This window comes from Myxococcus sp. MH1, from assembly GCF_059738865.1.
The window spans coordinates 10,470,756-10,494,517 of the sequence record NZ_AP026947.1 but is presented as its reverse complement, the minus strand read 5'-3'; the positions used below and the strand labels follow the sequence as shown (position 1 = coordinate 10,494,517).

General features: G+C 69.4%; 20 protein-coding genes and 2 CRISPR repeat arrays. Of the genes, 16 read left to right on the top strand and 4 right to left on the bottom strand.

Going from position 1 to position 23,762, the window contains the following annotated elements:
* Positions 1-200 precede the first annotated feature (200 nt).
* The 12 genes from AC6JA9_RS41590 to AC6JA9_RS41535 all read left to right on the top strand — a co-directional run bounded on the left by AC6JA9_RS41590 (position 201) and on the right by AC6JA9_RS41535 (position 17,270).
* The gene (locus tag AC6JA9_RS41590; protein ID WP_497958816.1) at positions 201-1,592 is read left to right on the top strand and encodes an RAMP superfamily CRISPR-associated protein; all 1,392 of its coding nucleotides are present in this window, start codon (positions 201-203) and stop codon (positions 1,590-1,592) included.
* A 4-nt stretch (positions 1,593-1,596) separates the two neighbouring features.
* Entirely contained in the window at positions 1,597-3,477 is a 1,881-nt protein-coding gene (gene cas10 / locus AC6JA9_RS41585) for a type III-B CRISPR-associated protein Cas10/Cmr2 (RefSeq protein WP_497958815.1), read from the top strand.
* On the top strand, positions 3,474-4,718 hold the full coding sequence (locus AC6JA9_RS41580; RefSeq protein ID WP_497958814.1) for a type III-B CRISPR module-associated Cmr3 family protein: 1,245 nt from the start codon (positions 3,474-3,476) through the stop codon (positions 4,716-4,718). The genes cas10 and AC6JA9_RS41580 overlap by 4 nt, the downstream gene beginning before the upstream one ends.
* A 2-nt stretch (positions 4,719-4,720) precedes the next feature.
* Positions 4,721-5,650 (top strand): type III-B CRISPR module RAMP protein Cmr4, encoded by a 930-nt coding sequence (cmr4, locus tag AC6JA9_RS41575; RefSeq protein ID WP_497958813.1) that lies wholly within the window; start codon positions 4,721-4,723, stop codon positions 5,648-5,650.
* Positions 5,647-6,045: a type III-B CRISPR module-associated protein Cmr5 gene (locus tag AC6JA9_RS41570; RefSeq protein WP_223750848.1), complete on the top strand. Its 399-nt coding sequence runs from the start codon at positions 5,647-5,649 to the stop codon at positions 6,043-6,045. The genes cmr4 and AC6JA9_RS41570 overlap by 4 nt, the downstream gene beginning before the upstream one ends.
* On the top strand, positions 6,038-7,105 hold the full coding sequence (cmr6, locus tag AC6JA9_RS41565) for a type III-B CRISPR module RAMP protein Cmr6 (RefSeq protein WP_497958812.1): 1,068 nt from the start codon (positions 6,038-6,040) through the stop codon (positions 7,103-7,105). The genes AC6JA9_RS41570 and cmr6 overlap by 8 nt, the downstream gene beginning before the upstream one ends.
* Positions 7,106-7,544: 439 nt before the next feature.
* Positions 7,545-9,310: direct repeats of the CRISPR family, unit length 36 nt; unit sequence CCGCCGCTCGCCGTGATGCCGGAAGGCGTTGAGCAC.
* Between the two features lie 313 nt (positions 9,311-9,623).
* Positions 9,624-11,234, top strand: coding sequence for an IS21 family transposase (istA, locus tag AC6JA9_RS41560; protein ID WP_497958811.1), 1,611 nt, complete (start codon positions 9,624-9,626; stop codon positions 11,232-11,234).
* Positions 11,221-11,988, top strand: coding sequence for an IS21-like element helper ATPase IstB (gene istB / locus AC6JA9_RS41555; protein WP_497958810.1), 768 nt, complete (start codon positions 11,221-11,223; stop codon positions 11,986-11,988). Before istA ends, istB begins: the two co-directional genes overlap by 14 nt.
* A gap of 192 nt (positions 11,989-12,180) precedes the next feature.
* Positions 12,181-13,379: direct repeats of the CRISPR family, unit length 36 nt; unit sequence CCGCCGCTCGCCGTGATGCCGGAAGGCGTTGAGCAC.
* 323 nt (positions 13,380-13,702) lie between these two features.
* On the top strand, positions 13,703-14,467 hold the full coding sequence (locus AC6JA9_RS41550) for an SGNH/GDSL hydrolase family protein (RefSeq protein WP_497958809.1): 765 nt from the start codon (positions 13,703-13,705) through the stop codon (positions 14,465-14,467).
* 227 nt (positions 14,468-14,694) lie between these two features.
* Positions 14,695-15,219 carry a hypothetical protein gene (locus AC6JA9_RS41545; RefSeq protein WP_408888652.1) on the top strand — a complete coding sequence of 175 codons (525 nt, stop codon included), beginning with the start codon at positions 14,695-14,697 and terminating at the stop codon, positions 15,217-15,219.
* A 167-nt stretch (positions 15,220-15,386) separates the two neighbouring features.
* Positions 15,387-16,412: an arginase family protein gene (locus AC6JA9_RS41540; protein ID WP_497958808.1), complete on the top strand. Its 1,026-nt coding sequence runs from the start codon at positions 15,387-15,389 to the stop codon at positions 16,410-16,412.
* A 420-nt stretch (positions 16,413-16,832) separates the two neighbouring features.
* Complete coding sequence (locus tag AC6JA9_RS41535; RefSeq protein WP_267698798.1) at positions 16,833-17,270, top strand: hypothetical protein; 438 nt, start codon at positions 16,833-16,835, stop codon at positions 17,268-17,270.
* Here AC6JA9_RS41535 and AC6JA9_RS41530 read toward each other — a convergent pair.
* The 3 genes from AC6JA9_RS41530 to AC6JA9_RS41520 are packed head-to-tail and all read right to left on the bottom strand — an operon-like array spanning position 17,267 to position 19,164.
* Positions 17,267-18,097: a sulfite exporter TauE/SafE family protein gene (locus AC6JA9_RS41530; RefSeq protein WP_267698799.1), complete on the bottom strand. Its 831-nt coding sequence runs from the start codon at positions 18,095-18,097 to the stop codon at positions 17,267-17,269. The genes AC6JA9_RS41535 and AC6JA9_RS41530 overlap by 4 nt on opposite strands.
* A 22-nt stretch (positions 18,098-18,119) precedes the next feature.
* Positions 18,120-18,437, bottom strand: coding sequence for a rhodanese-like domain-containing protein (locus AC6JA9_RS41525; protein WP_497958807.1), 318 nt, complete (start codon positions 18,435-18,437; stop codon positions 18,120-18,122).
* A gap of 25 nt (positions 18,438-18,462) precedes the next feature.
* Positions 18,463-19,164 (bottom strand): MBL fold metallo-hydrolase, encoded by a 702-nt coding sequence (locus AC6JA9_RS41520; protein ID WP_223750852.1) that lies wholly within the window; start codon positions 19,162-19,164, stop codon positions 18,463-18,465.
* A 95-nt stretch (positions 19,165-19,259) separates the two neighbouring features.
* Between AC6JA9_RS41520 and AC6JA9_RS41515 the strand changes: the two genes are divergently transcribed.
* Positions 19,260-19,685, top strand: coding sequence for a YeeE/YedE family protein (locus AC6JA9_RS41515; RefSeq protein ID WP_141329151.1), 426 nt, complete (start codon positions 19,260-19,262; stop codon positions 19,683-19,685).
* A gap of 12 nt (positions 19,686-19,697) precedes the next feature.
* Positions 19,698-20,168 carry a DUF6691 family protein gene (locus tag AC6JA9_RS41510; protein ID WP_223750853.1) on the top strand — a complete coding sequence of 157 codons (471 nt, stop codon included), beginning with the start codon at positions 19,698-19,700 and terminating at the stop codon, positions 20,166-20,168.
* 69 nt (positions 20,169-20,237) lie between these two features.
* Here AC6JA9_RS41510 and AC6JA9_RS41505 read toward each other — a convergent pair whose 3' ends face one another.
* On the bottom strand, positions 20,238-21,752 hold the full coding sequence (locus AC6JA9_RS41505) for an ABC transporter substrate-binding protein (RefSeq protein WP_497958806.1): 1,515 nt from the start codon (positions 21,750-21,752) through the stop codon (positions 20,238-20,240).
* Between the two features lie 713 nt (positions 21,753-22,465).
* On the opposite strand from AC6JA9_RS41505, the gene AC6JA9_RS41500 reads away from it, so the two are divergent.
* Both AC6JA9_RS41500 and AC6JA9_RS41495 read left to right on the top strand, forming a co-directional pair.
* The gene (locus AC6JA9_RS41500) at positions 22,466-22,987 is read left to right on the top strand and encodes an RNA polymerase sigma factor (protein ID WP_223750855.1); all 522 of its coding nucleotides are present in this window, start codon (positions 22,466-22,468) and stop codon (positions 22,985-22,987) included.
* The gene (locus AC6JA9_RS41495; RefSeq protein WP_223750856.1) at positions 22,974-23,735 is read left to right on the top strand and encodes an anti-sigma factor family protein; all 762 of its coding nucleotides are present in this window, start codon (positions 22,974-22,976) and stop codon (positions 23,733-23,735) included. The genes AC6JA9_RS41500 and AC6JA9_RS41495 overlap by 14 nt, the downstream gene beginning before the upstream one ends.
* Positions 23,736-23,762 lie beyond the last annotated feature (27 nt).

Sequence of the window (23,762 nt, the reverse complement as noted above, 5' to 3'; positions counted from 1 at the left end):
GCGCGGCGATGGCGTCCTCCTCGGTGGACATGTGCACCGACGCCCCAGCCCACGCTTCATCCACCACCACCGGGAGCGCTCAGCCGTCCGCGGCCGCCCGAAGCCCCTCTGCGAGTCGTGAGCCCTTTCCCGTGGGCGAGGTCGCCCCATGTCTTCACCCCCATCACCGTCCTGCCCTGGCGGGTCGAGGAGGAGCCGAGGTGTGCCCTGATTCTTTGAACCTGCCCGTGCCATCCAAGGACCCGCACCCCAGGCGCGGACTGCCCACGGGCCCTCGGCGAGAGACCTTCACCGTGGACCTGAAGACCGTCACGCCCATCCTCGGGGGCGCGCCTGTCCCGCGTCAGCTCTCCGAGGTGGACCCCATTCGCGTGCCCACGCTGCGCGGACACCTGCGCTTCTGGTGGCGCGCGCTGTATGGCCATGCCTACGGCGAGCATCAGCGGCTCGAACTGGCCCGGCGTGAGCGCGCGCTGTGGGGCGGGATGACGCTGGGCGAAGAGAAGCCCTGTCGCTCGCAGGTGGACCTGTGCGTGCGCGCCGTCACCGTCTCCGCGCAGGACCCGGATGACATCTCGTTGGGCGAGGAGCAGTCCTATGCGCTCTGGCCCGCTCGTGCTCCGAAGAATGGTGAGGCCGCGCCTCGGTGGAAGCCGGGGCTGCGCTTCACGCTGGAGGTCAGCGCTCCGGAGGGCGCGCTGTCCGACGAGGTCCGTCACGCCTTGCGCGCGTGGGTGCTCTTCGGTGGGTATGGCTCACGGCCCCGTCGTGGCTGCGGCACGGTGACGTTCGCCACGGAGGAGCAGTGTCGGCAATGGCTGCCGAAGAACGCCACCCGCGCCGAGCTGCGCCGGCTCTTCGGCGATGTGCCCCTCTTCCAGCCCGAGCTCGCGGGGGCTCCGCGCGACCTGCCCCTGCTGCGCGGCGCGAGGCTCCTTCGGGGGCCTCGGGACGAGTCCACGGTCGATGGCAGCAAGGCCTGGCTGGAGGCGCTGGGCTGGCTGCGCGCGTTCCGCCAGGGCACCGCGGGTATCCAGGGCGCGCGTGCTCGCAACCCGAGCCCCACGGGAGACAACCGCGCGGGCCGCTCCAACTGGCCGGAGGCGGACAAGATTCGTCACCACGCGCGCACCTATCCCGAGGAGCACGCGCCGCGCCCGGCGTACTCGAGGACTCCGGCGTGGCCACGCGCGGGCTTCGGGCTGCCCATCGTCGTCCACTTCCAGCAGGGGAAGCGGGACTCCAAAGACAACCACGTCCCCGCCGAGCCCAAGCACATGCAGCTCCAGTGGGCTCGAGACCGGGAGCGAGAGCCGAAGGACCGCCTGGCCTCGCCGCTCATCGTCAAGGCGATGCCGCTGGCCAACGGCCGCTTCGAGCCCATCGCGCTGTGGCTCGAGCGCGGCTACCCCGAGGGCGGCAAGGTCCTCCTGGTGCAATCCAACCGTCCCCTCGAAGCCACGCGCGCGGACTTCGACGTGCTGCGCGCGAAGGACGACCAACCGCTCTTCACGCCCCTACGCGAGGCGACGTCGCTGCGCGAGGCGTTCTTCAACTGGCTGCGTGACACGAAGAAGGCTCGGGAGGCGTAAGCCGATGACGACTCAGTCCTATGTGCTCGTGCTCAAGGTCGGCCCGGTGCAGGGCTTCATCGCCCAGGCCCGACGCACGCGCGACCTGTGGTTCGGCAGCTATCTGCTCTCCTCCTTGAGCCACGCCATGGCGTGCGCGCTCCGAGACGCGGGCGCCGAGCTCATCTTCCCGCATCCGGAGCAGCTCGACGCGGCGGCGCCGAAGCCCTCGGGGCGTGTCACCAGGACCGACCAGGCCCTGGCCGACGCCGAGGCCGTGAAGGGCTTCCCCAACAAGGTCCTCGCGGTGGTGAAGGGTGATGCGGCCGAGGTGGCCCGCGCGGCGCGCAAGGCGGCTCGGGCCACGCTGCGCGAACAGTGGGTGCGCGTGCGAGAGCGCGGCGGGCCGCTGCTCGCGGAGGGCGCGGACGCGTGGGCGGACGAGCAGCTCGACACCTTCCTGGAGTTCCACGCGGCCTGGGCGCCGATGGAGGACGGTGATTACCTGACGGCCCTCGAGGAGGCCGAGGCCGCGCTGGAGGCTCGCCGGGGGCTGCGCGAGTTCAGGGCCTGGACCCAGGCGCCCCCGGCGGGCACGCACAAGTCGAGCCTCGACGGTGGACGCGCGTCGGTGCTGAAGCGCGAGCGCCCGCGGAGTGGCGAGTGGAAGCGGCTGCGCATCGGTGAGCGCGAGGAGTTGGATGCGCTGGGGCTGCTCAAGCGCGCGGGTGGCGAGCCGGACCAGTTCGTGCCGGTGCCGAGCATCGGGCTGGCGGCGTGGCTGGAGACGGCGAGCAAGAAGCACGGCCCGAAGCTCTCCGCGCTGCGTGGCGCGTGCGCGGACCATCGCGGGTTCACGTCGGTGTACCGGACGGACCTGGCGTGGGTGAACGCGTTCCCGTTCGATGGCCAGCTCCTGCTTCCCGACCGCTGGCGTCCGTACTTCACGGAGTGGAGTGAGGACCCCAAGGCGGCGAAGCAGGAGGCCGAGCATTTCGCGGATGAGCACATCCGCCCGCTGCTCGCGGCGATGTCCGTGGCGCCGTACCCCTACGTGGCCTGCCTCGTCGCCGACGGGGACCGGATGGGGGAGCTGCTCCGACGACTGGCGGAGCACGGGGGCATCGAGGCGCACCGCCGTGTCTCCCACGCGCTCGCGAGCTTCACGGCGGAGGCGCGAGACATCGTCCAGTCGCGCTACCGCGGGATGCTCGTCTACGCGGGGGGCGATGACGTCCTGGCCTTCGTGTGTCCGGCGGACGCGCTCCAGTGTGCCCGGGCGCTGGCGGCCGCCTTCTCGAAGCACCTGGCCCCTGTCAGCGGAGCGTCCGTGCCCACGCTGTCGGTGGGGCTGGGCATCGGCCACGTGATGGAGAGCTTGGGGCAGCTGTTGGCCCTGGGGCGTCGAGCGGAGAAGGCCGCGAAGGACGCGGGGCGCGACGCGCTCGCGGTCCTCGTGGCGAAGCATGCGGGGCGCGAGCGACTGTGGACCGCGAGCTGGACACCGAAGGGCGCCGCCGTGGAGCCGCTGGCCCGGCTGTCCCAGGACATGGCGCTGCTGGGAGGAGACCGGCTGCCCCTGGGCAAGGTGCACGAGGTGGAGACGATGGTGCGTCGCTTCCCCGCAGAGACGTCGTCGGAGGAACAGGCGGCAGTGCTGGTGGCCGAGGTGTCGCGAATCCTGGCGCGCGCCGAGGGGCGGGCTCGCGACTCCGAGGACCGTGAGCGGGAGGACAAGGCCCTGTCCCTGACGGACGTGGGGCTGGCTGCGCTCGCGGAGGAGCCGCCGGAGTGTGTCGAGACGGTCCACGCGGAGCTGCTCGCGTGGGTGGACCGGATGTTGGTGGCGGGGACGCTCGAGCGTTCGCGTCGCGGACTGGAGCTCAGAGAGGGAGGTGGCGCATGAGTGAGGAGTGCTTCGCGTTGCTGCCGCGCGACGGGCTGTCCGTGAAGGATGGCCGCGGCTGGTACACGAGTGAAGTGGGGCGCGGGTACTCGCATCCGTGGCCGCTGCCGACGACGGTGCGAGGCGCGCTGCGCGCCGCGTGGGGACAGGACCTCATGTCGAATCAGCCAGGTGTCCGGCTGACGCCCGAGGCGTGGGAGCGGCGCTCCGCGAGCCTCGCGCTGACGGGGTTCGTCGCCTTGCGGCGCGACCTGGGGGAGACGTCCTTCACCCCGCGCCACCGGATGTGGCCCGCGCCCGCGGACGCGGTGGTGGTGGCGGGCAAGGACGGCGAGCCCGCGCGGGTCGAGCGACTGCGGCCCTGGTGGCCCGACTCGGAGGGCGTCATCACTTCGCTCGGCCCCGATGAGGACCGGGCGCGCGAGGCGCTGTGGCATCCCCGGCCGGACCACGAGGGGCGGATGGGCAAGCCCTCGGGCGATGCGCCGGCGTTCTGGTCCGAGGCGGACATGGTCGCGTGGCTGCTGCGCAAGGACCTCGCGGCTCCGGCGACTCCGGGCCCCGGTCATCGCACGGACCTGCACGTGGCCATCGCGCCCGACAAGCAGACCGCGGAGGACACGATGCTGCACTCGCGCCAGGTCGTGGAGCTGCTGCGCCTGGAGAAGCGCGAGGGCGCGGCGGCGCCGGTCGCGGTGGAGTGGGCGCTGGGCGTGCGCTGCAGGCAGCCCGAGGGCGAGGCGGTGACGGGCTTCCCCTCGGGCGTGCTGGGGCTGGGAGGCCGCAGGCGGTTGACGGAGGTGGAGCGCTCGACGGCGGACCTGTTCGCCTGCCCCGAGGACTTCCAGCCCGAGCCCTCGATGGGCTTGAAGCTGGTGCTGGCGACGCCCGCGAGCTTCGAGCGCGGGTGGCTGCCGGATGGCTTCGCGTGCGCGGAAGGTGGCGAGCCCGAGTACGTGGGCACGTTGCCTGGGGTGGAGGGGCGGGTGGTGTTGCGCGCGGCGCTGGTGCCTCGGGCGCAGGATGTGTCCGCGTGGGACATGGTGAAGCGCCAGCCCCGGGCGACGCGGCGGTGGGTGCCGGCGGGGTCTGTCTATTTCTTCGAGAAGGTCGGTGGGGGCTGGTTCACCACCGAGGAGCTGCGCGCGTTGTGGCTGGCCTCGTGGGGCGGCGGCCGCGACGAGGCGCTCGGGCAGGTGTTGCCCGGCGTCTGGGAACTGCCCCCGGAGTGTGGAGCGTGAGCATGGAAAGCCGAGCCTATCTGCTGCAAGCCCTGTCCCCCCTGCACGTCGGCACGGGGCAGAGCGTGGGAGTCATCGACCTGCCGCTGATGCGGATGCGCTCCACGGGCATCCCCATCATCCCCGGCTCGTCGCTCAAGGGCGTACTGCGTGACGCGAGCGCGAGCGACACCGTCCGGACCGACGCGGTCTTCGGCCCCCGGCGCGCGAAGAACGGGCCCGAGGGGGACGAGCCCAGCGAGTACGCGGGGGCGCTGGTGGTGGGCGACGCGCGGCTGCTCGCGCTGCCGGTGCGCAGCTTCGTGGGGACGTTCGCGCTGGTGACGTCGCCGTTGCTGCTGACGCTGGCGCGTCGGGACTGGGGTGGACGGCAGGGGGGCGGCGAGGCGCCTCCGCCGGTCCCCTCGCTGAAGAAGCACCGCGCGCGGGTGGCCTCGTTGAAGTCCTGTGTCTGTCTTCACCAGCAGGCGGGCGGGGCGCGTGTCTACCTCGAGGACCTGGACCTGGAGGTGGACGCCGAGGACGACGCGGTGCTCGGGGCCTGGGCGGAGGCGCTCCAGCGCGCGCTGCCCGGTGATGAGCGGGAGCTGCTCGCGCGGCGCCTGGTGCTCGTGGATGACGAGACCATGAGCTTCCTGTGGGAGACGGCGATGCAGGTGGACACCCGCGTGAGCATCGACGAGAGGACGGGGACGGCTGAGAAGGGCCATCTCTGGACGGAGGAGAGCCTGCCGGCGGAGACGCTGCTGATGGGGGTGATGGCGGCGTCCCCGTCTTGGAGCCCGAAGCAGGCGATGGCGGCGAGCGCGGTGCTCGACGCGGCGCTCGGCGGGCAGGGGACGATGCTCCAGTTGGGCGGCAAGGCGACGGTGGGGCGTGGGTGGTGTCGGCTGTTGTCGTGGACGGCGGGCGACGCGGAGGCCCGGCGATGAGCGGCGTGACGCGAGAGCAGCAGCGGGCGACGGATGCGTATGCCCGGGTGACGGCGGTCCCCTCGGGCCTCCGGAACGACTACAAGCCGCGCGTGCATGGCCTGGGGGCGTCGGTGCTGCGGGATGGGCTGGCCGCGGCGCTCACGTTCCTGGAGCGGGAGCGGGACCCGAAGGAGACGAACGCCGCGATGTTGCTGCTCGAGGACCTGGCGAAGGTGCTCGGCAAGGCGCGGCTGCCGGGGTTGTCCTCGGCGCTGACGGGGGAGACGCTGCCGGGCGCCGTGCGGAAGCTGGGGTTGGAGGAGTACATGCTGGCCACGCGCGAGACGCTGCGGCTGGTGGTGTGGTTCCGTCGCGCGGTCCAGGCCACGTTCAAGGAGGCTCCTCGTGCGTGAGGTCCTGGCCACACTCCCCCGTTTCGAGGCGACGGGCCCGAGTCACGCGGGGCTGGCCCACGAGCGCTACGCGCCCCAGAAGGACGACGAGAAGGAAGAGAGCGGCTCGCCATGGCGGAGGTGGTTGGGCTGGATGGACGGGGCGCGGGAGCCGGAACACTACGGGGTGGCGTACCGCCGGTGGCGCGGCTCGCTGACGCAGTGGCACACGGCCTCGGTGGAGATGCGGGCGACGGGGCGGCTCCTGGCGGGGCACGGGAATGCCTCGCCGACGGGGGTGGGGCTGACGCTGCATCACACCTGGGGCGTGCCGGTGATTCCGGGCTCCTCGCTCAAGGGCGTGCTCGCGGCCTACCTGCGCACGAGCTTCGAGCCCGACGAGGTGGCGGTGGCGTGTCGTCGGCTGTTCGGTGTGCCTGGGGATGAACGGCTCGGCCAGAAGGCGAGCGTGGGGCAGGTCCTCTTCCACGACGCACCGTGGGTGTCGGCTTGGGACAAGGAGAAGAAGCAAGGGCCGCGGATGCTGGCGCGCGATGTGCTCACGGTGCACCAGCGGGGCTGGTACGGGACGGCGGGGTCGTGGCCCAACGACTACGAGTCGCCGAACCCGGTGGCGTTCCTGTCGGTGCGTCCTGGGGGGCGTTTCCTCGTGGCGCTGAGCGTGGCCCCGGGGGCGGACGAGGAGACGCTCCGCTTGTTGCGCTGGGTCGCGGACCGGTTGTGCGAGGCGCTGCGTGACTGGGGCGTGGGGGGCAAGACGGCCGCGGGATACGGGCGGCTGGTGCCCGAGGGGAGCGTGGTGGTCAATCCACCGCGCGCGGTGTCTCGGCCGTCACCAGAGCGGGATGCGTTCAAGGCGTGGGGGGAGGCGCAGCGGGCGGCGAAGACGGAGCAGCGCAAGGTGCTCGAGGACTTCAACGCGCAGTGGCGAGGGAAGTTGATGGCCCTGTCGAGCGAGGCGCGGATGGAGTGCGCAGAGGCGCTTCGCGGGTGGGTGAAGAGCCCCAAGCTCCAGGCGCGCCGCGAGGAGTTGCTTCGGTTTCTGGTGGAAGATGCATGAGAGGCATCTTCAGGGCGCGTCACGAAAACGACGTGACGCACCTTGAGGGACTGGATGTGGCGGATGCTCATGACGGAGGGGCGGCGCCTTTCAAGGTTCTCCGGAGCGCTCTTTGTCAGGTGAATAGACGGTTGACGTTTCGAGGCACTTCGCTGCTCGCCGTGATTCTGAGGCGTTGAACATACGAACGGTCGCATGTCGACTGGGTCGATGCGCTGGTAGTGGGCCGCTCGCCGTGATGCCGGAAGGCGCTGAGTACCGCTCCAACATGATGTCCTCGACCCCCTCGTTCGGGTCCGACACTCGCTGTGATGCTGGAAGACGTTGAGCACATGTTCTCGATGATGCCGCCGACCAAGTCATCCCGGGCCGTGATTCATTGGGATTCCGGAAGGCGTTGAGCACTTCATCTTCCCCTTCACTGCCGTCGCTTCCAGCTCCCGCCGCTCGCCGTGATGCCGGAAGGCGTTGATCACTCGGCCGCGAGTTGCGCGCGCTCCCTCGCCTCAATCCCCGCCGCTCGCCGTGATGCCGGAAGGCGTTGAGCACTCCGGCATCCGCTGCGCGTCGGCGATGAAGGTCAACCCGCCGCTCGCCGTGATGCCGGAAGGCGTTGAGCACTGGGCAGCACCGGCGCCCACCATGGCCTCAAGGCAGTCCGCCGCTCGCCGTGATGCCGGAAGGCGTTGAGCACTGGGCAGCACCGGCGCCCACCATGGCCTCAAGGCAGTCCGCCGCTCGCCGTGATGCCGGAAGGCGTTGAGCACTCCGCGTCGTTGTGTCCGAGCATGCCCTCGATCACTCGCCGCTCGCCGTGATGCCGGAAGGCGTTGAGCACAGGGCCAGCGCGGCGGTGTGGGCCTTCGACCCAGGCCCGCCGCTCGCCGTGATGCCGGAAGGCGTTGAGCACAGGGCCTGTTCGATGACGTTCAGGGCCGCTGTGGCCTTGCCCCGTTGCTCGCCGTGATGCCGGAAGGTGTTGAGCACGGGCGCTGGTCCTCGGTGTTGAGCTTCCAGCCCATGAGCCGTTGCTCGCCGTGATGCCGGAAGGCGTTGAGCACCCGGTGGACGTGGTGGCGAACAACCTGTCCCCGGCGCCGCCGTTGCTCGCCGTGATGCCAGAAGGCGTTGAGCACAACTTGAGGATTTCGCGATGGCGCGGGGTGAGGTCCCTCCGTTGCTCGCCGTGACGCCGGAATGCGTTGAGCACTGCCCGACGAAGCTCAACGACGACAGTCGCCGTCCGTTGCTCGCCGTGATGCCGGAATGCGTTGAGCACCACATCTCCCCCACGCGCCACTCAGAAGTAGACCTCCGTTGCTCGCCGTGATGCCGGAAGGCGTTGAGCACAGGACATCGCCCCGGAGGTCAATCCAGTAGCGCCGTTGCTCGCCGTGACGCCGGAAGGCGTTGAGCACGAGGAGACGTGTGATGCGAGTGTGCGGGAGACGTCGTCCGCCGCTCGCCGTGATGCCGGAAGAGGTTGAGCACATGCTCTTGGTCACCGCGCGCTCGTAGGCGTCCCATGCCGCCGCTCGCTGTGATGCCGGAAGGCGTTGAGCACCGGTCCTCGAGCGTGCAGTAGCCGGGCTACTCCTTCCGCCGCTCGCCGTGATGCCGGAAGGCGTTGAGCACATGCACTCCGCGGCGGTGCGCAGCGGCTGCAGCCCCGCCGCTCGCCGTGATGCCGGAAGGCGTTGAGCACCGATACTCGGTGACGGGGTTGGCCTTGGACGGACGTCCGCCGCTCGCCGTGATGCCGGAAGGCGTTGAGAACAAGGGCGCGTTCTCGTCCCGGTAGATGGTTCAGGGCCGCCGCTCGCCGTGATGCCGGAAGGCGTTGAGCACCGGTAGAGGTTGCTCCGCTCCTCACGGCACGCGAGCAGCCGCCGCTCGCCGTGATGCCGGAAGGCGTTGAGCACCTCCCGCCACGTCACTGTAGAAGTGACGAATAGACCGCCGCTCGCTGTGATGCCGGAAGGCGTTGAGCACATGTGGACCGCGTTGGTGCCGGTGTTCTTCAACCCCGCAGCTCGCCGTGATGCTGGTAGGCGTTGAGCACTGGCCCGTCACGCTGTTCCGCATCGTTAAGCCTGCCTCCGCCGCTCGCCGTGATGCCGGAAGGCGTTGAGCACCTTGTAGTCGATGAGCAGTTCCGTGGACTCCACCCCGCCGCTCGCCGTGATGCCGGAAGGCGTTGAGCACAGGTTGGCTTCATCCGAGGTAGACGGGGTGCCGGACTCCCGCCGCTCGCCGTGATGCATGTAACGGACCGGGGTAATGGATCGCAGTCGGTTCACCCAAGCTGTTCGTAGCGGGGTCGGCCAAGCGGATCGCCTCGGGGTCGGCCAAGCGGACCGCAATCAGGAGCAGTCGGGGCGGCGGTCCGTTCCACCCTGAAGACAGTTGGAAGAAACGCAGCTGGCGGGGGCGAGAGCGCCTACCGGGCCAGTCATCCCGTGCATCTTCGCGAGTCCAAGAGCACCGCCCCCCGCGGTGCGGCCAGGGACGCGCGCGGATGAGCTACCGGAGAGTCGACATGGACAGGTTGAGAGAGTTGGTGCGGTTGCACCGCATGGGGACGGGTGCGCGCGAAGTGGCCCGGTTGTTGGGAATGGGTCCGAATACGGAGAGGGCGTACCGAGCGGCGCTCGTGAGGGCCGGCGCACTGGAAGGCCCCGTGGACGAGGTGCCCGAACTGGAAGTGCTCAAGGCCCTGGTGCAGGAGCACCTGCCGTCCAAGGTGTCACCGCAGCAGACGTCCTCGCTGGTGCGCTGGCAGGAGCGGGTAGAGGCGCTGCTGAGCCAAGGACTGGGGCCACGAGCCATTCACGACAGGCTCCGGCTGGAGGTGGAGGGCTTCACGGCGAGCGCCTCGGCGGTGAAGCGGATGGTGCGCCAGTTGCGCAAGGCGCGTGGCGTACGGGCCGAGGACGTGGCCATCCCCGTCGTGACGGCGCCCGGAGAGGTGGCGCAGGTGGGCTTCGGCTACGTCGGCAAGTTGCTGTGTCCCAGGCAGAAGGTGGCCCGCAAGGCGTGGGTGTTCGTCCTGGTGCTGGCGCACAGCCGCTACCTGGTGGCCGACGTCGTCTTCGAGCAGTCGCTGCCGACGTGGCTGAGGCTGCACGTGGACGCCTTCGAGCAGTTGGGCGGCGTGGTGGAAACGGTGGTGCCGGACAACCTGAAGGCCGCCGTGCTGCGCGCGGCCTTCACTCCGGACGAGCCGTCCGCCCTCAATCGCAGCTACCGGGAGGTGGCCCGACACTACGGCTTCAAGGTGGACCCGACGCCCCCGTACGCGCCGCAGAAGAAGGGCAAGGTGGAGGCGGGCGTCAAGTACGTCCAGTCCAACTTCTTCAAGGGCCGAGAGGGCCAGGACGTCGACACCGTCCGGGCGGACTTGAAGAGGTGGCTGTCGGAAGTCGCCAACATCCGGTGGCATGGGAAGACGGGCCGGCGCCCGGTGGACGTCTTCCGTGAGGAAGAGGTGCCCGCCCTGCGGCCCCTGCCCACCCGGCGCTTCACGTCTGTCGCCTGGAAGGCCACGCGCGTGCACCAGGACAGCCACGTCCTCTTCGACAGGCGCTTCTACTCGGTGCCCTGGCGCCTGGTGGGGAGCGACGTCTGGTTGCGTGTCACCGACGCCAGTCTCGAGGTGTACGCGGACGACGTGCGCGTCGCCACTCACGCCCGACGCGGCACCGGCCTCTACAGTACCCTCGACGAGCACCTGCCCCAGCACCGCGCGGACTTGCGTCACCGCAGCCGAGGCTACTGGGAAGGCCGGGCCGCCCGGCTGGGAGACGAGGTGCTCACCTACGTGCGCGCCGTCTTCGACTCCGACGCGGTGCTCTCCCAGTTGCGTGCCGTGCAGGCCATGGTGACGCACCTGGAGACATTCCCTGCCGAGCGAGCTCGCGCTGCGGCCCGGCGTGCCCACTTCTACGGCACCTACAGCTACGGCGGGCTGAAGAGTCTGCTGCGCCAGGGCTTGGACTTGCAGGCCCCTCCCCTGGTGCTCGCCTCCCCGCCGAAGGACTCCCTCTCTCAGCCTCGCTTCGCACGCAGCGTGGCCGAGCTGCTTCACCTCCCCGTCGTGCCCTCGGAGTCCGAAATTGAGTCCCACTGACGAGCTGATTCCCATGCTCAAGAAGCTGCGCCTGTCCGGTGTCCTCCAGTCCCTGCAGCTGCGCACCCAGCAGGCGGTGGACGACAACCTCTCCCACTCCGAATTCCTCTACCGGCTGCTGGGAGACGAGGTGGAGCGCCGCGACTCCAAGCAAATCTCCCAGCGCGTGCGTCGCGCCTCCTTCGAGCACGCCAGGACGCTGGAGGACTTCGACTTCCACTTCAACCCCAGCGTGCCCAAGGCCAAGGTGCTGGAGCTGGGCACCTGCGGCTTCCTCGAGCGCCACGACAACGTGCTCATCGTCGGCCCCACCGGCGTGGGCAAGTCCCACCTGGCGCAGGCTCTCGGCCACCGCGCGTGCCGTGCTGGCTTCAGCACCCTCTACGTCGGCACCCACGAACTGCTCATGCAGTTGCGCTCCGCCAGGGGCGACGGCTCCTACGACAAGCGCCTCTTGCGCTTCACCTCGCCGGACCTGCTCATCATCGATGACCTCGGCCTGCGCGGGCTGACACAGGACGAGCCGGTGGACCTCTACGAAGTCGTCCGACAGAGGTACGAGCGCAAGAGCACTGTCATCACCTCCAATCGCGCAATCGAAGAGTGGCCTCCGCTCTTCGGGGACCCGCTGATGGCCAGCGCCGCCATGGATAGGCTGCTGCACCACTCGCATGTCCTGGTCATCGAAGGCGATAGCTACCGCAATCCGCCTCCCGTCCGGCGCCGAAAGGCCGCCGCCGCGGAAGCGCGCTAGCCACGGCGTGGATCCGCTTGGCCGACCCCGACCTCGTCAACGCCGCGAACTCGAGCAGCGGCTCCCTGACGAGCTCAGCAACCCGATCCGCTTGGCCGACCCTCCCGCGGTCCATGACCCCGGTCCTTGACAGATGCAGGAAGGCGTTGAGTTCATGGCCGACCACGGCACCACGCAGGCGTGCACGCCCTTCCGCCGCTCGCCGTGATGCCGGAAGGCGTTGAGCACGGAACAATCTTCCTGTAGCGCTGGACGCTCGCGTGCCGCCGCTCGCCGTGATGCCGGAAGGCGTTGAGCACTGGCGCGCCAACTCCTCGCCCTCCGTGTTGGCGAAGTCCGCCGCTCGCCGTGATGCCGGAAGGCGTTGAGCACACGACACCGAGCAGCGAGTAGAGCTCGAGCACCTCGGCCGTTGCTCGCCGTGATGCCGGAAGGCGTTGAGCACTAGACAGCCAGGGCTGGGAGCTTGGTGGCTCGGTGCGCCGTTGCTCGCCGTGATGCCGGAAGGCGTTGAGCACATGAGGCGGTCGAGGGATTCCTCACCGATGGACGTCCACCGCCGCTCGCCGTGATGCCGGAAGGCGTTGAGCACCAACTTCTTCAGGAGCACGTCCCCGGCTTTCCCCGTGAGGCCGTTGCTCGCCGTGATGCCGGAAGGCGTTGAGCACTTCTCGCTGTTGCTCCAAAACGCGTCGGCGTAGCCGGCCGTTGCTCGCCGTGATGCCGGAGGGCGTTGAGCACTCGAGCCCCTCGATGCACACGCCGACGTTCACGACCGTTGCTCGCCGTGATGCCGGAAGGCGTTGAGCACTTCTTCAGCTTGCGGGAGCCGGTGGAGGTCTCCCCGTTGCTCGCAGTGATGCCGGAAGGCGTTGAGCGCTCGGGCACGCTTCGGCGGTTGATGGGCAAGATGTTCAGTCCGTTGCTCGCCGTGATGCCGGAAGGCGTTGAGCACAGAGACGCCGTGTTGGTGTCTCCTCCAGCAGCCGTCCCGTTGCTCGCCGTGATGCCGGAAGGCGTTGAGCACTTGTACTTGCGGCGCACCTTGGCGATGGTGACTTGCCGTTGCTCGCCGTGATGCCGGAAGGCGTTGAGCACACGAGGGGGCTTGTCCGTGTTCTTGTAGATATTGTTGTCCTCCGTTGCTCGCCGTGATGTCGGAAGGCGTTGAGCACCCTCGTCCGGCGTGGCGCAGCTGCGCATCGACACCGTCCGTTGCTCGCCATGATTCCGGAAGGCGTTGAGCACTACACATGGTTCGCGCTGGCGTCGAGCTTGAGCTCCGTTGCTCGCTGTGATTCCGGAAGGCGTTGAGCACAAGATGGCCCTCGGCGAGAGCGATAAGTCGGAGCGTGCAGTTGCTCGCCGTGATGCCGGAAGGCGTTGAGCACGCGATGGATGCATCGCGCGCGAGGACGACGCGCGCTGTTGCTCGCCGTGATGCCAACAGGCATTGGACCTCGGACCCGTGGTTCCACTCGCGACCCTGTCACACAGACGCATGTTTCGCGGTGCGAACGGGCCCGGCGCACTGGTTCTGGAAATTTATCGCAGGACCGCGCTCACGGCTTGTTGGCATTTTTGAGCTTTGACTTCCGAATCAATCCTGTGCGCGAATTGGACGTCTTCCGGAAAGTCCGGAGGACGGAGCAATCACGGACGTATCCCCAAACGGCACGTCGGCGGGCGAGTCCTGCTGGCGGGAAGGCACCCTATGAAGGCGTTCCAAGTCTCTGGTCGTGCGCGTCTGCCCCGGTGGGCACAAGCCCTCGTCGTCACGACGCCCATGCTGCTCGCCGGCTGTGGCCTCGGTCAGCTCATGAGCGCCCCGCGCATCACCCACGCGGACAACAACGACGTCGTGTTCCTGGGCGACTCCATCTTCGCGCTCTCGGGGGAGATTCAGACCGCCCTCCACGCCAAGGCGGGTGGGACGTTCCGCAACTACACGACCTCCGGCGCGGAGATTGAAGGTGGCGTCATCACTCCTTCCGTCCGTGGCCAGTTCGACCTCGCCGAGTCCGACAATCCGAACAGCCACATCGTCGTGATGGATGGCGGCGGCAATGACATCCTCATCCCCACCATCGCGCTCGCCGACCCGTACAACTGCAAGACGCAGTGGTATGAGTTCGGCCGCCTGTCGCAGAGCTGCAAGGACTACATCGACGACATCTACGTCGAGGTCGCGGACCTGCTGAACGACATGTCGACCAGCGGCGTCACCGACGTCGTCTACCTCGGCTACTACCGCACCAAGTTCGGGCTCCTCAACGCCAGCGACCTCGACCAGGCCGTCGACTACGGAGACCAGATTCTCGGCACGGCGTGCGCGAACGCCGTCGTCGACTGCGACTTCGTCGACCCCCGCTCGGTCATCACCAACGCCGACATCAAGGCCGACGGCGTCCACCCGACGACCTCGGGCTCGAACAAGATCGCCAACCTCATCTGGGCCAAGCTGGAGCCGCGTCTCTGATGCTCGGTCGGCGCGGGAACATCATCGTCCTTCTCGCGGCCGGCACCCTCCTGTCGGCTGGCGCGTTCTCCCTCGTTCGAGGCGGGGACGCGCCGGTCGCACAGGCGGATGCGTCGCGGCCCGCGCCTGCTCCAGTGTCGCCCCCTGGGCAAGCGCCTCGGCGGACTGTCAGGCAGGACTCCGGACCGACACCGAAGGACCCGACCGCCGAGGTGTCCGCGCGCTGGATGCAGGAGGCTCGCGCCCTCGGCCAGGAGGAGGAGGCGAAGCGACGCGAACTCCTTGACGTGGACCCGACGCTCCCACTCGAGGCGCAGCAGGCAGTGTTCCTCGACCGGCTGTCCACCATCGCCGGCGTGGACCCTCGAAAGACAGAGGCCCAGCTGGTGCGGTCTCAGGCGACGGAGCTGTTCCTCCGGCTCGAGCCGGTGCAGGCCCACCTCGTCGGGATGTCGGTGGAGGAACGGCGCGCCGCCCTCGCGGACATCCGGCGGCGCATGGGCTACTCCGAGGAGCAGATCGCGCGCATGGCCGCGGAGGATGTGTACAAGGATGCCCGCTGGGAGAAAGGGCACGCGTACATGAAGGCGCGAGAGGCGCTGCTCTCACGGCTCGGGCAAGCGGACTCCCTGGACGCCGAGCTGGGCGCCTTGCGCGAGCAGTACTTCGGGCATGAGGCTTCGACGCTCGCGCGCGAGGAGGCCGCGGGGTTCTTCCGCTACCAGCGGCGCCGCATCTACGGGCGCAACTGAGGTGCTGTCTCCCCATGCACCAGGTCGGCGTGTCGAACCCCGCGCAGTCCTCGCGCCGGGTGGGGCCGCTCATGGGGGCCGACGTGACTTGACGCTCCGCGTGAGCCTCCGGATGATTCACGTTGAAGCATCGAGCCCTCCTTTCTCGAGCGAGTCCGATAACATCGATGATACACGCCTACTTCGGAATGGCCCCCAAGTTCACGCTCATCCCTCCGCGCATCGGAGACGTGATGACGATGGGCAAGATGGACAAGTACCTCAAGGCGATGGAGACCATCGGTGGCTTCGAGTTCGCCGCGAAATACACGAGGGGCGCCGTTGAGGGTCCCAACAAGTCGTTCAAATACGCGGACTTCGGCAACGTGTGTTTCACGAAGGAGGTGAAGGGCGCGTGCAACGGCGAGGTGAACTTCGCCAACTTCGCCGACGCGTTCCTCGGAGTGAATGGTCTGTTCGGCAAGGCGCCCTTCCTGACGGACGACGCCAGCCAGCCCTTCCTCTTCGGCATCATCGACCACAACAGCGCCCACCACATGTCCTGGCCGCTGGTGGCACGGGCCATGAAACGCGCGACCAAGGAGGACGCGCTCGTCCTCAACTTCGACGCCCATTACGATTACGGCGTGGCTGGTAGCGAGTCCATCCACTGCAGCACCTGGGCCGTGAAGCTCTTCGAACCGTGCGGCCATCTCGTGTCGGGCCGCCTCGCCACCGCCTATTCCGCCATCGGCCTCCAGCGCAATCGCAACCAGGAGGCCATCTCGGGTGACTTCTCCACCATGGTGGTCACCGACAAGGGCCAGGACAAGAAACAGGCACACATCTCCACGGGGACCAACACCCACGGCGGCTCCGAGGTCGAGGGCCTGCTGGCGTCCATCGAGGCCAAGGCCGGGCTGACCGGCAAGGCGTACTCGGTCTACATCACCTTCGACCGCGACATCTCGGAGGTGAGCTGCACTCCCTACAAGGACGGACAGCACACGCCGGAGCACTCCCAGCTCGCCGTGCTGGAGGTCATGAAGCTGCTCGCCCAGCGCGGCTGTGAGCTGGTCGGATTCGATGTCTGCGGGCTGCCCAACTCGGATGGCGCCACGACCGTCAAGGGCAAGAACCAGAACGACTCCGTCGACTACGCGTTCGACGACATCAAGAGGTTCACCGAGGCTTGCAGGGGCTTCATCGCCTGAGACCGCGGTCGGCGCGACCTCCGCGCCGTGATGAAGCCGGCGAGGAGGGGAGCAGGTCCCCGTTTCGGGCGCGGCGGCCCAGGCTGTCCTGCTCCAGGGGACGCCTCAACGAGATGGGCAGTCGCAGCCCGCCCATCACTCCCGTCGTCCGTCTCTTCGAGGCCTCCCCCGCGGCCCAGGTGCGGCTGCCGCCCATGGCCGCCGGAGCCACATCTCGGGGCGCGAGCTACGCCCCCATGGGTTACTTCCGGGTGCTGCTCACGCACGTCCAGGCGCGGGAGAACACGGAAGGCAGGCCCATCGTCGACTGGAGCTCCGCCCATACCTCCACATGGAACGACGCGGACCCGGCGGCGGACTCAGGTTGGGCAGGTCCTGCCCACATGACTACAGCGTCCGGGACCAAATGGGGTGGGGCCGATGACCTCCACGCTGTACGAGGAGACCGCCGCGAGCATCCTGCAAAAGGATGCGCCGCTGCGTGCCCTCTCCACCGAAGGTGGCGCCGCGCCCGACGGCTTCCGCGAGCCCCTCGACCTGTCCGGGACGAAGCGCGCCACGTCGAAGGACTGCGCGCAGCTCCACGAGGCCCCGCGCCTGACGGGCTGCCTCTGGCTCGACTTCGAGTCCGGCGAGCCGGACAGCCAGGACAAGTGGGGCCGGAGCCCGCTCGTATCCCAGGCCGGTCAGCTCGACGAGTGGGCCTGGGCCAGCATCCTCCCCGACTTCCGGACCGCCGCCGAGGAGGCGTCATCTGAGGAGGGCTGCGCCGAAATCCTGGCGGGCCTTCGGCTCGAAGCCTGTTGCCGGTGGCCCACGCGCTCGCCGTGGCGCGGCTCGCGCACAGGAGACCGCTAGGGTCCCCCCGAGCTCCGAGGCGTGCCCGTCACCGCGGCGCCGACGGACGTGGGCGTCACCTCGCCCACGCTCATCAGGGCCTCGCGGTTCTTGACGAGGATGAACACGCCCATCACCACGAGCAGGCCGGAGAAGGCCGTCTTCAGCGTGGCCTGGGACACGAAGTGGGAGGCCCAGGTGCCGGTCAGGATGCCGGCCACGGCGATGGCCGTGAAGACACCCAGCGCGCCCCAGGGCACCTCGACATGGCCGAGGTAGCCCGCGAAGCCCACCAGCGAGTTGAGCGCGATGACGAGCAGGCTGGTCCCCACCGCCTGCTTCATCGGCAGCCCCACCAACAGCACCAGCGCCGGGACGATGAGGAACCCTCCCCCCACGCCCACCAGCCCCGTGAGCCCGCCCACCCCCAGGGCCGCCAGCACCATGACGGGCACGGGCGCCTTGTGGGGCGAGGGCGCGCTCGCGGCGTCGCGTCGACCATTGCGGAACATGAAGAACGCGGACACCAGCATCACCGCCGCGAAGAGCAGCAGCTGCGTCGCCCCCGAGAGGAGCGCCGACAGCCTCGCCCCGCCATAGGTCCCCGCCATGGCCACCAGCGCGAACAGGAGCGCCGCCCGGAACCGGACGTTCCCCTTGCGCCAGTGGCTCGCCGCGCCCACCAGGCTCGTGACGCCCACCACCGCCAGTCCCATGGCGATGGACTCCTTGGCGCCGAAGCCCAGGACGTACACGAGGATGGGGACGGTGAGGATGGAGCCGCCGCCGCCAAGCAGGCCGAGCGACAGCCCCATCAACGCCGCCAATGAGAAGCCGAGCAGTTCCATGGTGTCCTTCCGTGACGCGCGCTCAGCCCGGGAGCGGCTCACGCACGGCGAGCATCCCGCCCGCCAGGTTGTAGAGGTGCTGGAAGCCGGCCCGGGCCAGCAGCCCCGCCGCCTGGGCGGAGCGCCCGCCCGAGCGGCAGATGAGCAGCAACGGCGCCTCGCGGGGCCACGTCACCGCCACGCGCTCGAGCGTGTCCAACGGGACGAGCTCGGCGCCGGGCAGATGCCCCAGCGGCCCCGTGAACTCGTCCGGCTCGCGCACGTCGATGCGCCGCGTGCCCGGGGCGAGCGTGTCGAGCTGCGCGGGTGTGATGTCTCGATAGGGAATCGGTGTCGTCATGTCATGGCTCCCGCCCGTGAGGGCGTCAGGCCCCCTGGGGCGCGGGCGCCGTGTGGCCACAGGCCCGGTTGGCGGGGACCGCGATGTCTATCTTTCGCGGCTTGGGCAGGTTCAGGTTCTCCATGATGTGGATGAACTCCGCCTCGCTCTTGCCCGCCACGCGGGGGTTGTGCCGCTTCTCCTCGGCGATGCTCGACACCGTGCGCCCCTGGTAGTCATGGCCGGGATACACGAGCGTCGAGTCGGGCAGGGTGAAGAGGACGCGCGTGAGGCTGTCGTACAGCTGCCGCGCGTTCCCGTTCTGGAAGTCCGTGCGGCCGTTGCCCCGGATGAGCAGCGCATCCCCCGTGAACACGCGGTCCCCGAGCAGGTAGCTGAGGCTGTCGTCCGTGTGCCCCGGCGTGGCGAGCACCCGGAAGACGAGCTCGCCCACGCGCACCTCGTCCCCGTGACGGACGTGCATGTTGGCGCAGCTGGCGCCTCCCACGCCGCCCACCACCGTGGCCTGCGTGCGCTCGCGCAGCACGCCCGACGCGGTGACGTGGTCGGCGTGGACGTGCGTGTCGAACACGTGGGTGAGCGTCAGGTCCAGCTCCGCCACCAGCTTCAGGTCGCGCTCGACCTGCTCGAGCACCGGGTCGATGAGGACGGCGTGGCGCGTGGCCTCGTCGCCGAGGAGATAGGTGTACGTCGAGGACTCCGCATCGAAGAGTTGTCGGAAAATCATGTCGTTGCCTCCTGAGGGTGAGAGCCCGACGCGTTCCAGAAGGATTCACCACGCTCGCGCGAATCCTTTCCGGCACGCATGGGCTCTCACGTGACATGGCTTCTTCCTTCCTGCTTCCTCTCCTCGGCGGTGCGCTCATCGGGTTGAGCGCATCCCTGCTGCTGTGGGCCAACGGCCGGGTCGCCGGTATCAGCGGCGTGGTGGGCTCGCTGCTGGCCCCCGTGCGCGGTGACGTCGCCTGGCGCGTGCTGTTCTTCCTGGGGCTGCTGTCGGGCGGGCTGCTGCTCGTCTGGCTGCGTCCCGAGACCTTCCCCGCGTCCGCCTCCCCGAGCGCCCGCGGCACGCTGGTGCTGGTGGGCGCCGGGTTGCTCGTGGGCCTCGGCTCGCGGCTGGGCAACGGCTGCACCAGCGGTCACGGCGTCTGCGGTCTCAGCCGAGGCTCGCAGCGCTCCTTCTGGGCCACGCTCACCTTCATGACCACCGGCGCCCTCACCGTCTTCGTGGTCCGTCACGTCCTCTAACGGAAACTCCCGATGCGTCTTCTCATCACTGCCTTCCTCAGCGGTCTCATCTTCGCCCTCGGACTGGGGCTCGCCGGCATGACGGACCCGGCCAACGTCCAGGGCTTCCTCGACATCGCGGGCGACTGGGATTACCGGCTCGCCTTCGTCATGGGCGGCGCCATCGCGGTGCACGCGGCGCTGCGTCCCCTCATCCTCCGGCGCGGGCGGCCGCTGTTCGCCCCGCGCTTCCCCGACCTCCTCCGGGGCAGGCCGGACGCGAAGCTCCTGGCGGGCTCGGCCCTCTTCGGCGTGGGCTGGGGGCTCGGCGGTTACTGCCCTGGTCCCGCGCTCACCTCGGTGGCGAGCGGCGCGCCCCAGGTGCTCGTCTTCGTGGCCGCGATGTTCGGCGGCTTCCTCCTCGCGCGCCTGCCATGGGCGCGCGGGAGCGCGGGGGCGCGGAGCCCCGGCTCAACGACGGTGGAGCCGCTCTCCTCGCCTTGAGGCGGGAGCTCGACACGAACCACGGGGAGGGAGGGAATCCAAATCCCTCCCTCCCCACGACTTCACAGCCTACGGGCTGAACGTCCCCGTGAGCACGCTGGCGCGGGCACGCGGCAGCGCGCGCTTGAACGGGCTCGTCGCCAGGTCGGAACCGGGCTGGTACCAGCTCTGGATTTCAGCGAAGTACGTCTGGCCCGACTGGAGCACGCCCGGCGGCAGGTACACGCTCTGCAGGTCGGTGTGCAGCGACGTCACGCGAGTCGCGGTGGTGGCGCCGTTGCTCGTGCCCAGCCGGTAGATGTTCACCACATAGTTCGTGGCCGTGCCAATCAGCGGCTTCGACCAGCGCAGCGAGGCGTCCGTGCCCACGCCCGTGAGGGTCTGGAACGCGCCACGGGTGTTGACGAGCGGCGCCTGCACCGGCCCGATGAGGGGCTGCACCGGCGCTGCGGAGAACGCGCTCGCCTCCTGGTCCACGCGGATGTCCACGCTCATGGTGAAGGGCGTCGCCGTCCCCAGCGCGTACGTCTTCGTGAAGCCCGCGGCCGCCAACGCCACCTTCTGCCACGTCGCCGGCAACGGGTTGTTGTAGGTCATGCTCCCCGTGACGATGTCGGTCTTCAGCGCGTCAGGATTGAGCTTCACCAGGAGCGGCGGCCCGCTGATGGACGCGAGCGCCTGGCCCACCGCGGCCGGCCGCGCGGACATCCAGATTTCGTTGTACGTGCTCACCGCGCTCGGGTTCACCTGGGTGCGCAGGGCGTCGAACGCCGAGCGCCTCCAGTCCACCGAGAACGTGCCCGTCGCGGCGGGCTGGGTGAAGGTCCCACTGACGGAGGTCGACTGGCCATCCGCATGGGTCAGGTTCGCTTCGAGCACCTTGTGCATCGAGCGGTAGGGCACGCCCATGGGGCTCGACTGCAGCCGCATCTGCGCCAGCGAGAACACATCCCCGAAGGCGAGGTGGTTGAGCAACACGGGGTTGGTCATGTTGGCGTAGTCGAAGCTCAGCGCGGAGAACGACGTCGCGCCCGCCTGGGGGAACCCCGTCTCGTTGCCGTAGAGGTAGCCGAACGCCCCCGGGTTCAACGAGTACATGTCCATGTAGTCCCCCGGCTGCCAGGGAGACAGGCCGGACGCGGACACCGTCACGGGGGTCGGCTGCCAGGGGAAGAGGCCATTGCGCCCCCACTCCGTGGAGCCCAGGTCGAACGTGCGGCCCGTGCTCACCAGGAAGCGCGAGCCCACTCTCAGGTAGATGCGGCCGGAAGGGACGTTGGGCACGGAGATGCTGCCGTCCGCGGCGCCCGAGCCCGGGTACGCCGTGAACGCTCCCGTCGTTGAATCCCGCGTGTAGGCCACCACCGTCGTGGCGGACTGGTTGTAGGAATTCGTCACATTGCCTGACGACGTGACGAACGTCACCGGGCTCGTCCCCGTGACCTGCGTGTTCAGTCCCTGGATGACCTGGGAGGCGGAGTCCTCCGCCACGGAGGTCTCCATCGCCTCGCCTTCCTCGAGGCCCGCGCAGCCGGCCCCCGTCAGTCCGACCAGGAGACCCAGGGAAAACAATGAGCTTTTCATGTGGATGAATGATGTCCCGTTGAGACGGCGTCCGGAATGGCGCCGCTGGAGATGATTCATATCGCGCGGGTCTGACATTGATTGGCGTGTCTGGGTATTTGTATGGGAATGAAACTTCGGCATCGAGCCGCGATGCACGCGGTGATACCGGAGTCGCTTCGCCCCCGCGCTTTGTCAGAGGGGGCTGGTAGGGTCCTTTTCGTCGCGGCATGGGCCCCATGCTCGTCGCGTCGGGGGACACCGTTGCTGCTCGCGGGGGGCCGGTCTCGTCACGGCCGCACGTGGTGTGCTGCCGCTCGTATCGAGGTGTGCCGTTGCCAGGTCCTGGAGCCAGGCCTGGTCGTGCATGGCCGTCGCGGTGGCGCAGCCTCACCCCGCGGCGTCGGCGAGACCAGGCCCTTGCAATTGCAGGCTTTGAGTGGGGCCGCGACGCGCCTGTCGGTGCCTCGCACCCTTGCGGCGCGGTCGCCTTGTCTCCACAGCTGCTGTTGGCGGGGAGCGCGATGTCTGTCTTTCGGAGCCTGGGCGGGTGGAGGTTCTCCAGGCTGTGGAGGAACTCCTCCTCGCGCACGCCTGCTTCCTTCCTGGCCGGGGCGCTCGCCGGCATGAGGTGCTCGCACTCCAGGGCGTGAGCCCCTGATACGCCGGGCGTGGGAGCGATGCCCCGTTCCATCGTGGGAACTTCCCGCCCGGGTCGCCGTGTCTTCCCTGCCGTGAGCCCCCGCGCCTTCATCGAACGAGCCCTGGAGCACCTGCCCGCCCTGCGGCGCGTGGGCCGACGGCTGACGGGCAGCGCGGTGGAGGCCGACGACCTGGTGCAGGAGACGCTGGCGCGCGCCCTGGAGCAGCGAGGCGCACTGAAGGAACCCGCGAGCCTCAAGGCCTGGCTGCTCGCCGTACAACGCACCGTGTTCCTCAACTCCCGGCGTGGACTGCGGCCCCGCCTGGAGGTGCTGGAGGGTGGGCGAGGTCAGCCGCTCCCGCCCGAGCCCTCTGCCGACCTCGAGGTGGAGCTGCACGCGCACGCCTTGAGCGAGGGGATGCGCGCGGCGCTCGACGCTCTGGCGCCCGAGTGGCGCGACGCGCTGTGGCTCCGCGAGGTCGAGGAGCTGAGCTACGACGAGATTGCCCAGGTCCAGGGGTGCCCGGTGGGCACCGTGCGCTCACGGTTGGCACGGGCGCGACTGGCGGTGTTCGACTTCCTCGAGAAGGAGAAGTCCCATGGAAGCCTGTAGCCCCGGCTGGCAGGAGCGGCTCTCCGCGTGGTTCGACGGCGAGGTCTCGGCATCCGAGCGACGCGAGGTGGAGCAGCACCTGCCCCGATGCGCCGGCTGTGCTCGGGAGGCGTCCCGTTACGCTTCGCTGCGGCGGACCCTGCAGACAGAGCGCGCCATGGAGGCCCCGGTTCCGTTGGCGCTGGCGGGACGAGTCACCGGACTGGCGCCGCGCCCGAGGTGGGCCTCTCCCTCGCGAAGGCTGGCGGCGGGCGTGGCCGTGGCGCTCGCGTCGGTGGGGCTCTTGTGGACGTCCTGGCCCGGCGGGATGAACGAGGCGCTGGCGATGGACCTGGAGCGGCATCACCTCAAGGCCTTCTCGCGCGTGACGCCCTGTGAGTTCGAGTCCTCGGACCCCGCGGCGGTGAAGGCGTGGGTGGAGCGGGAGGTGGGCTACCCCGTGGACGTGCCGGTGGTGCCCGGGGCGACGCTCCTGGGCGCGCGGCGCTGCAGACTGCACGGCAAGCTCTCCGCGTCGCTGCTGTACCGACATGAGGGGGGCAAGGCGATGACGCTCTTCCTGCCCCTGCCGGGCTCGCAGGCGGCGAAGGAGGCGGCGCGCTTCGCGGGCGATGGCCCCCGCTGCACCCGAGGGCCCGTGGGCGAGCGCATCTGCGTGGCGCCCGGTGGGGACGCGCGGGCCTCGCTCGCCGTCTCCGAGCTCGAGCCCGACGTGCTCCTGGCCGCGCTGGCCCGCCTGGCCCCCTGACCCGGGCCCTTCGCGCCCCCCGGGAAT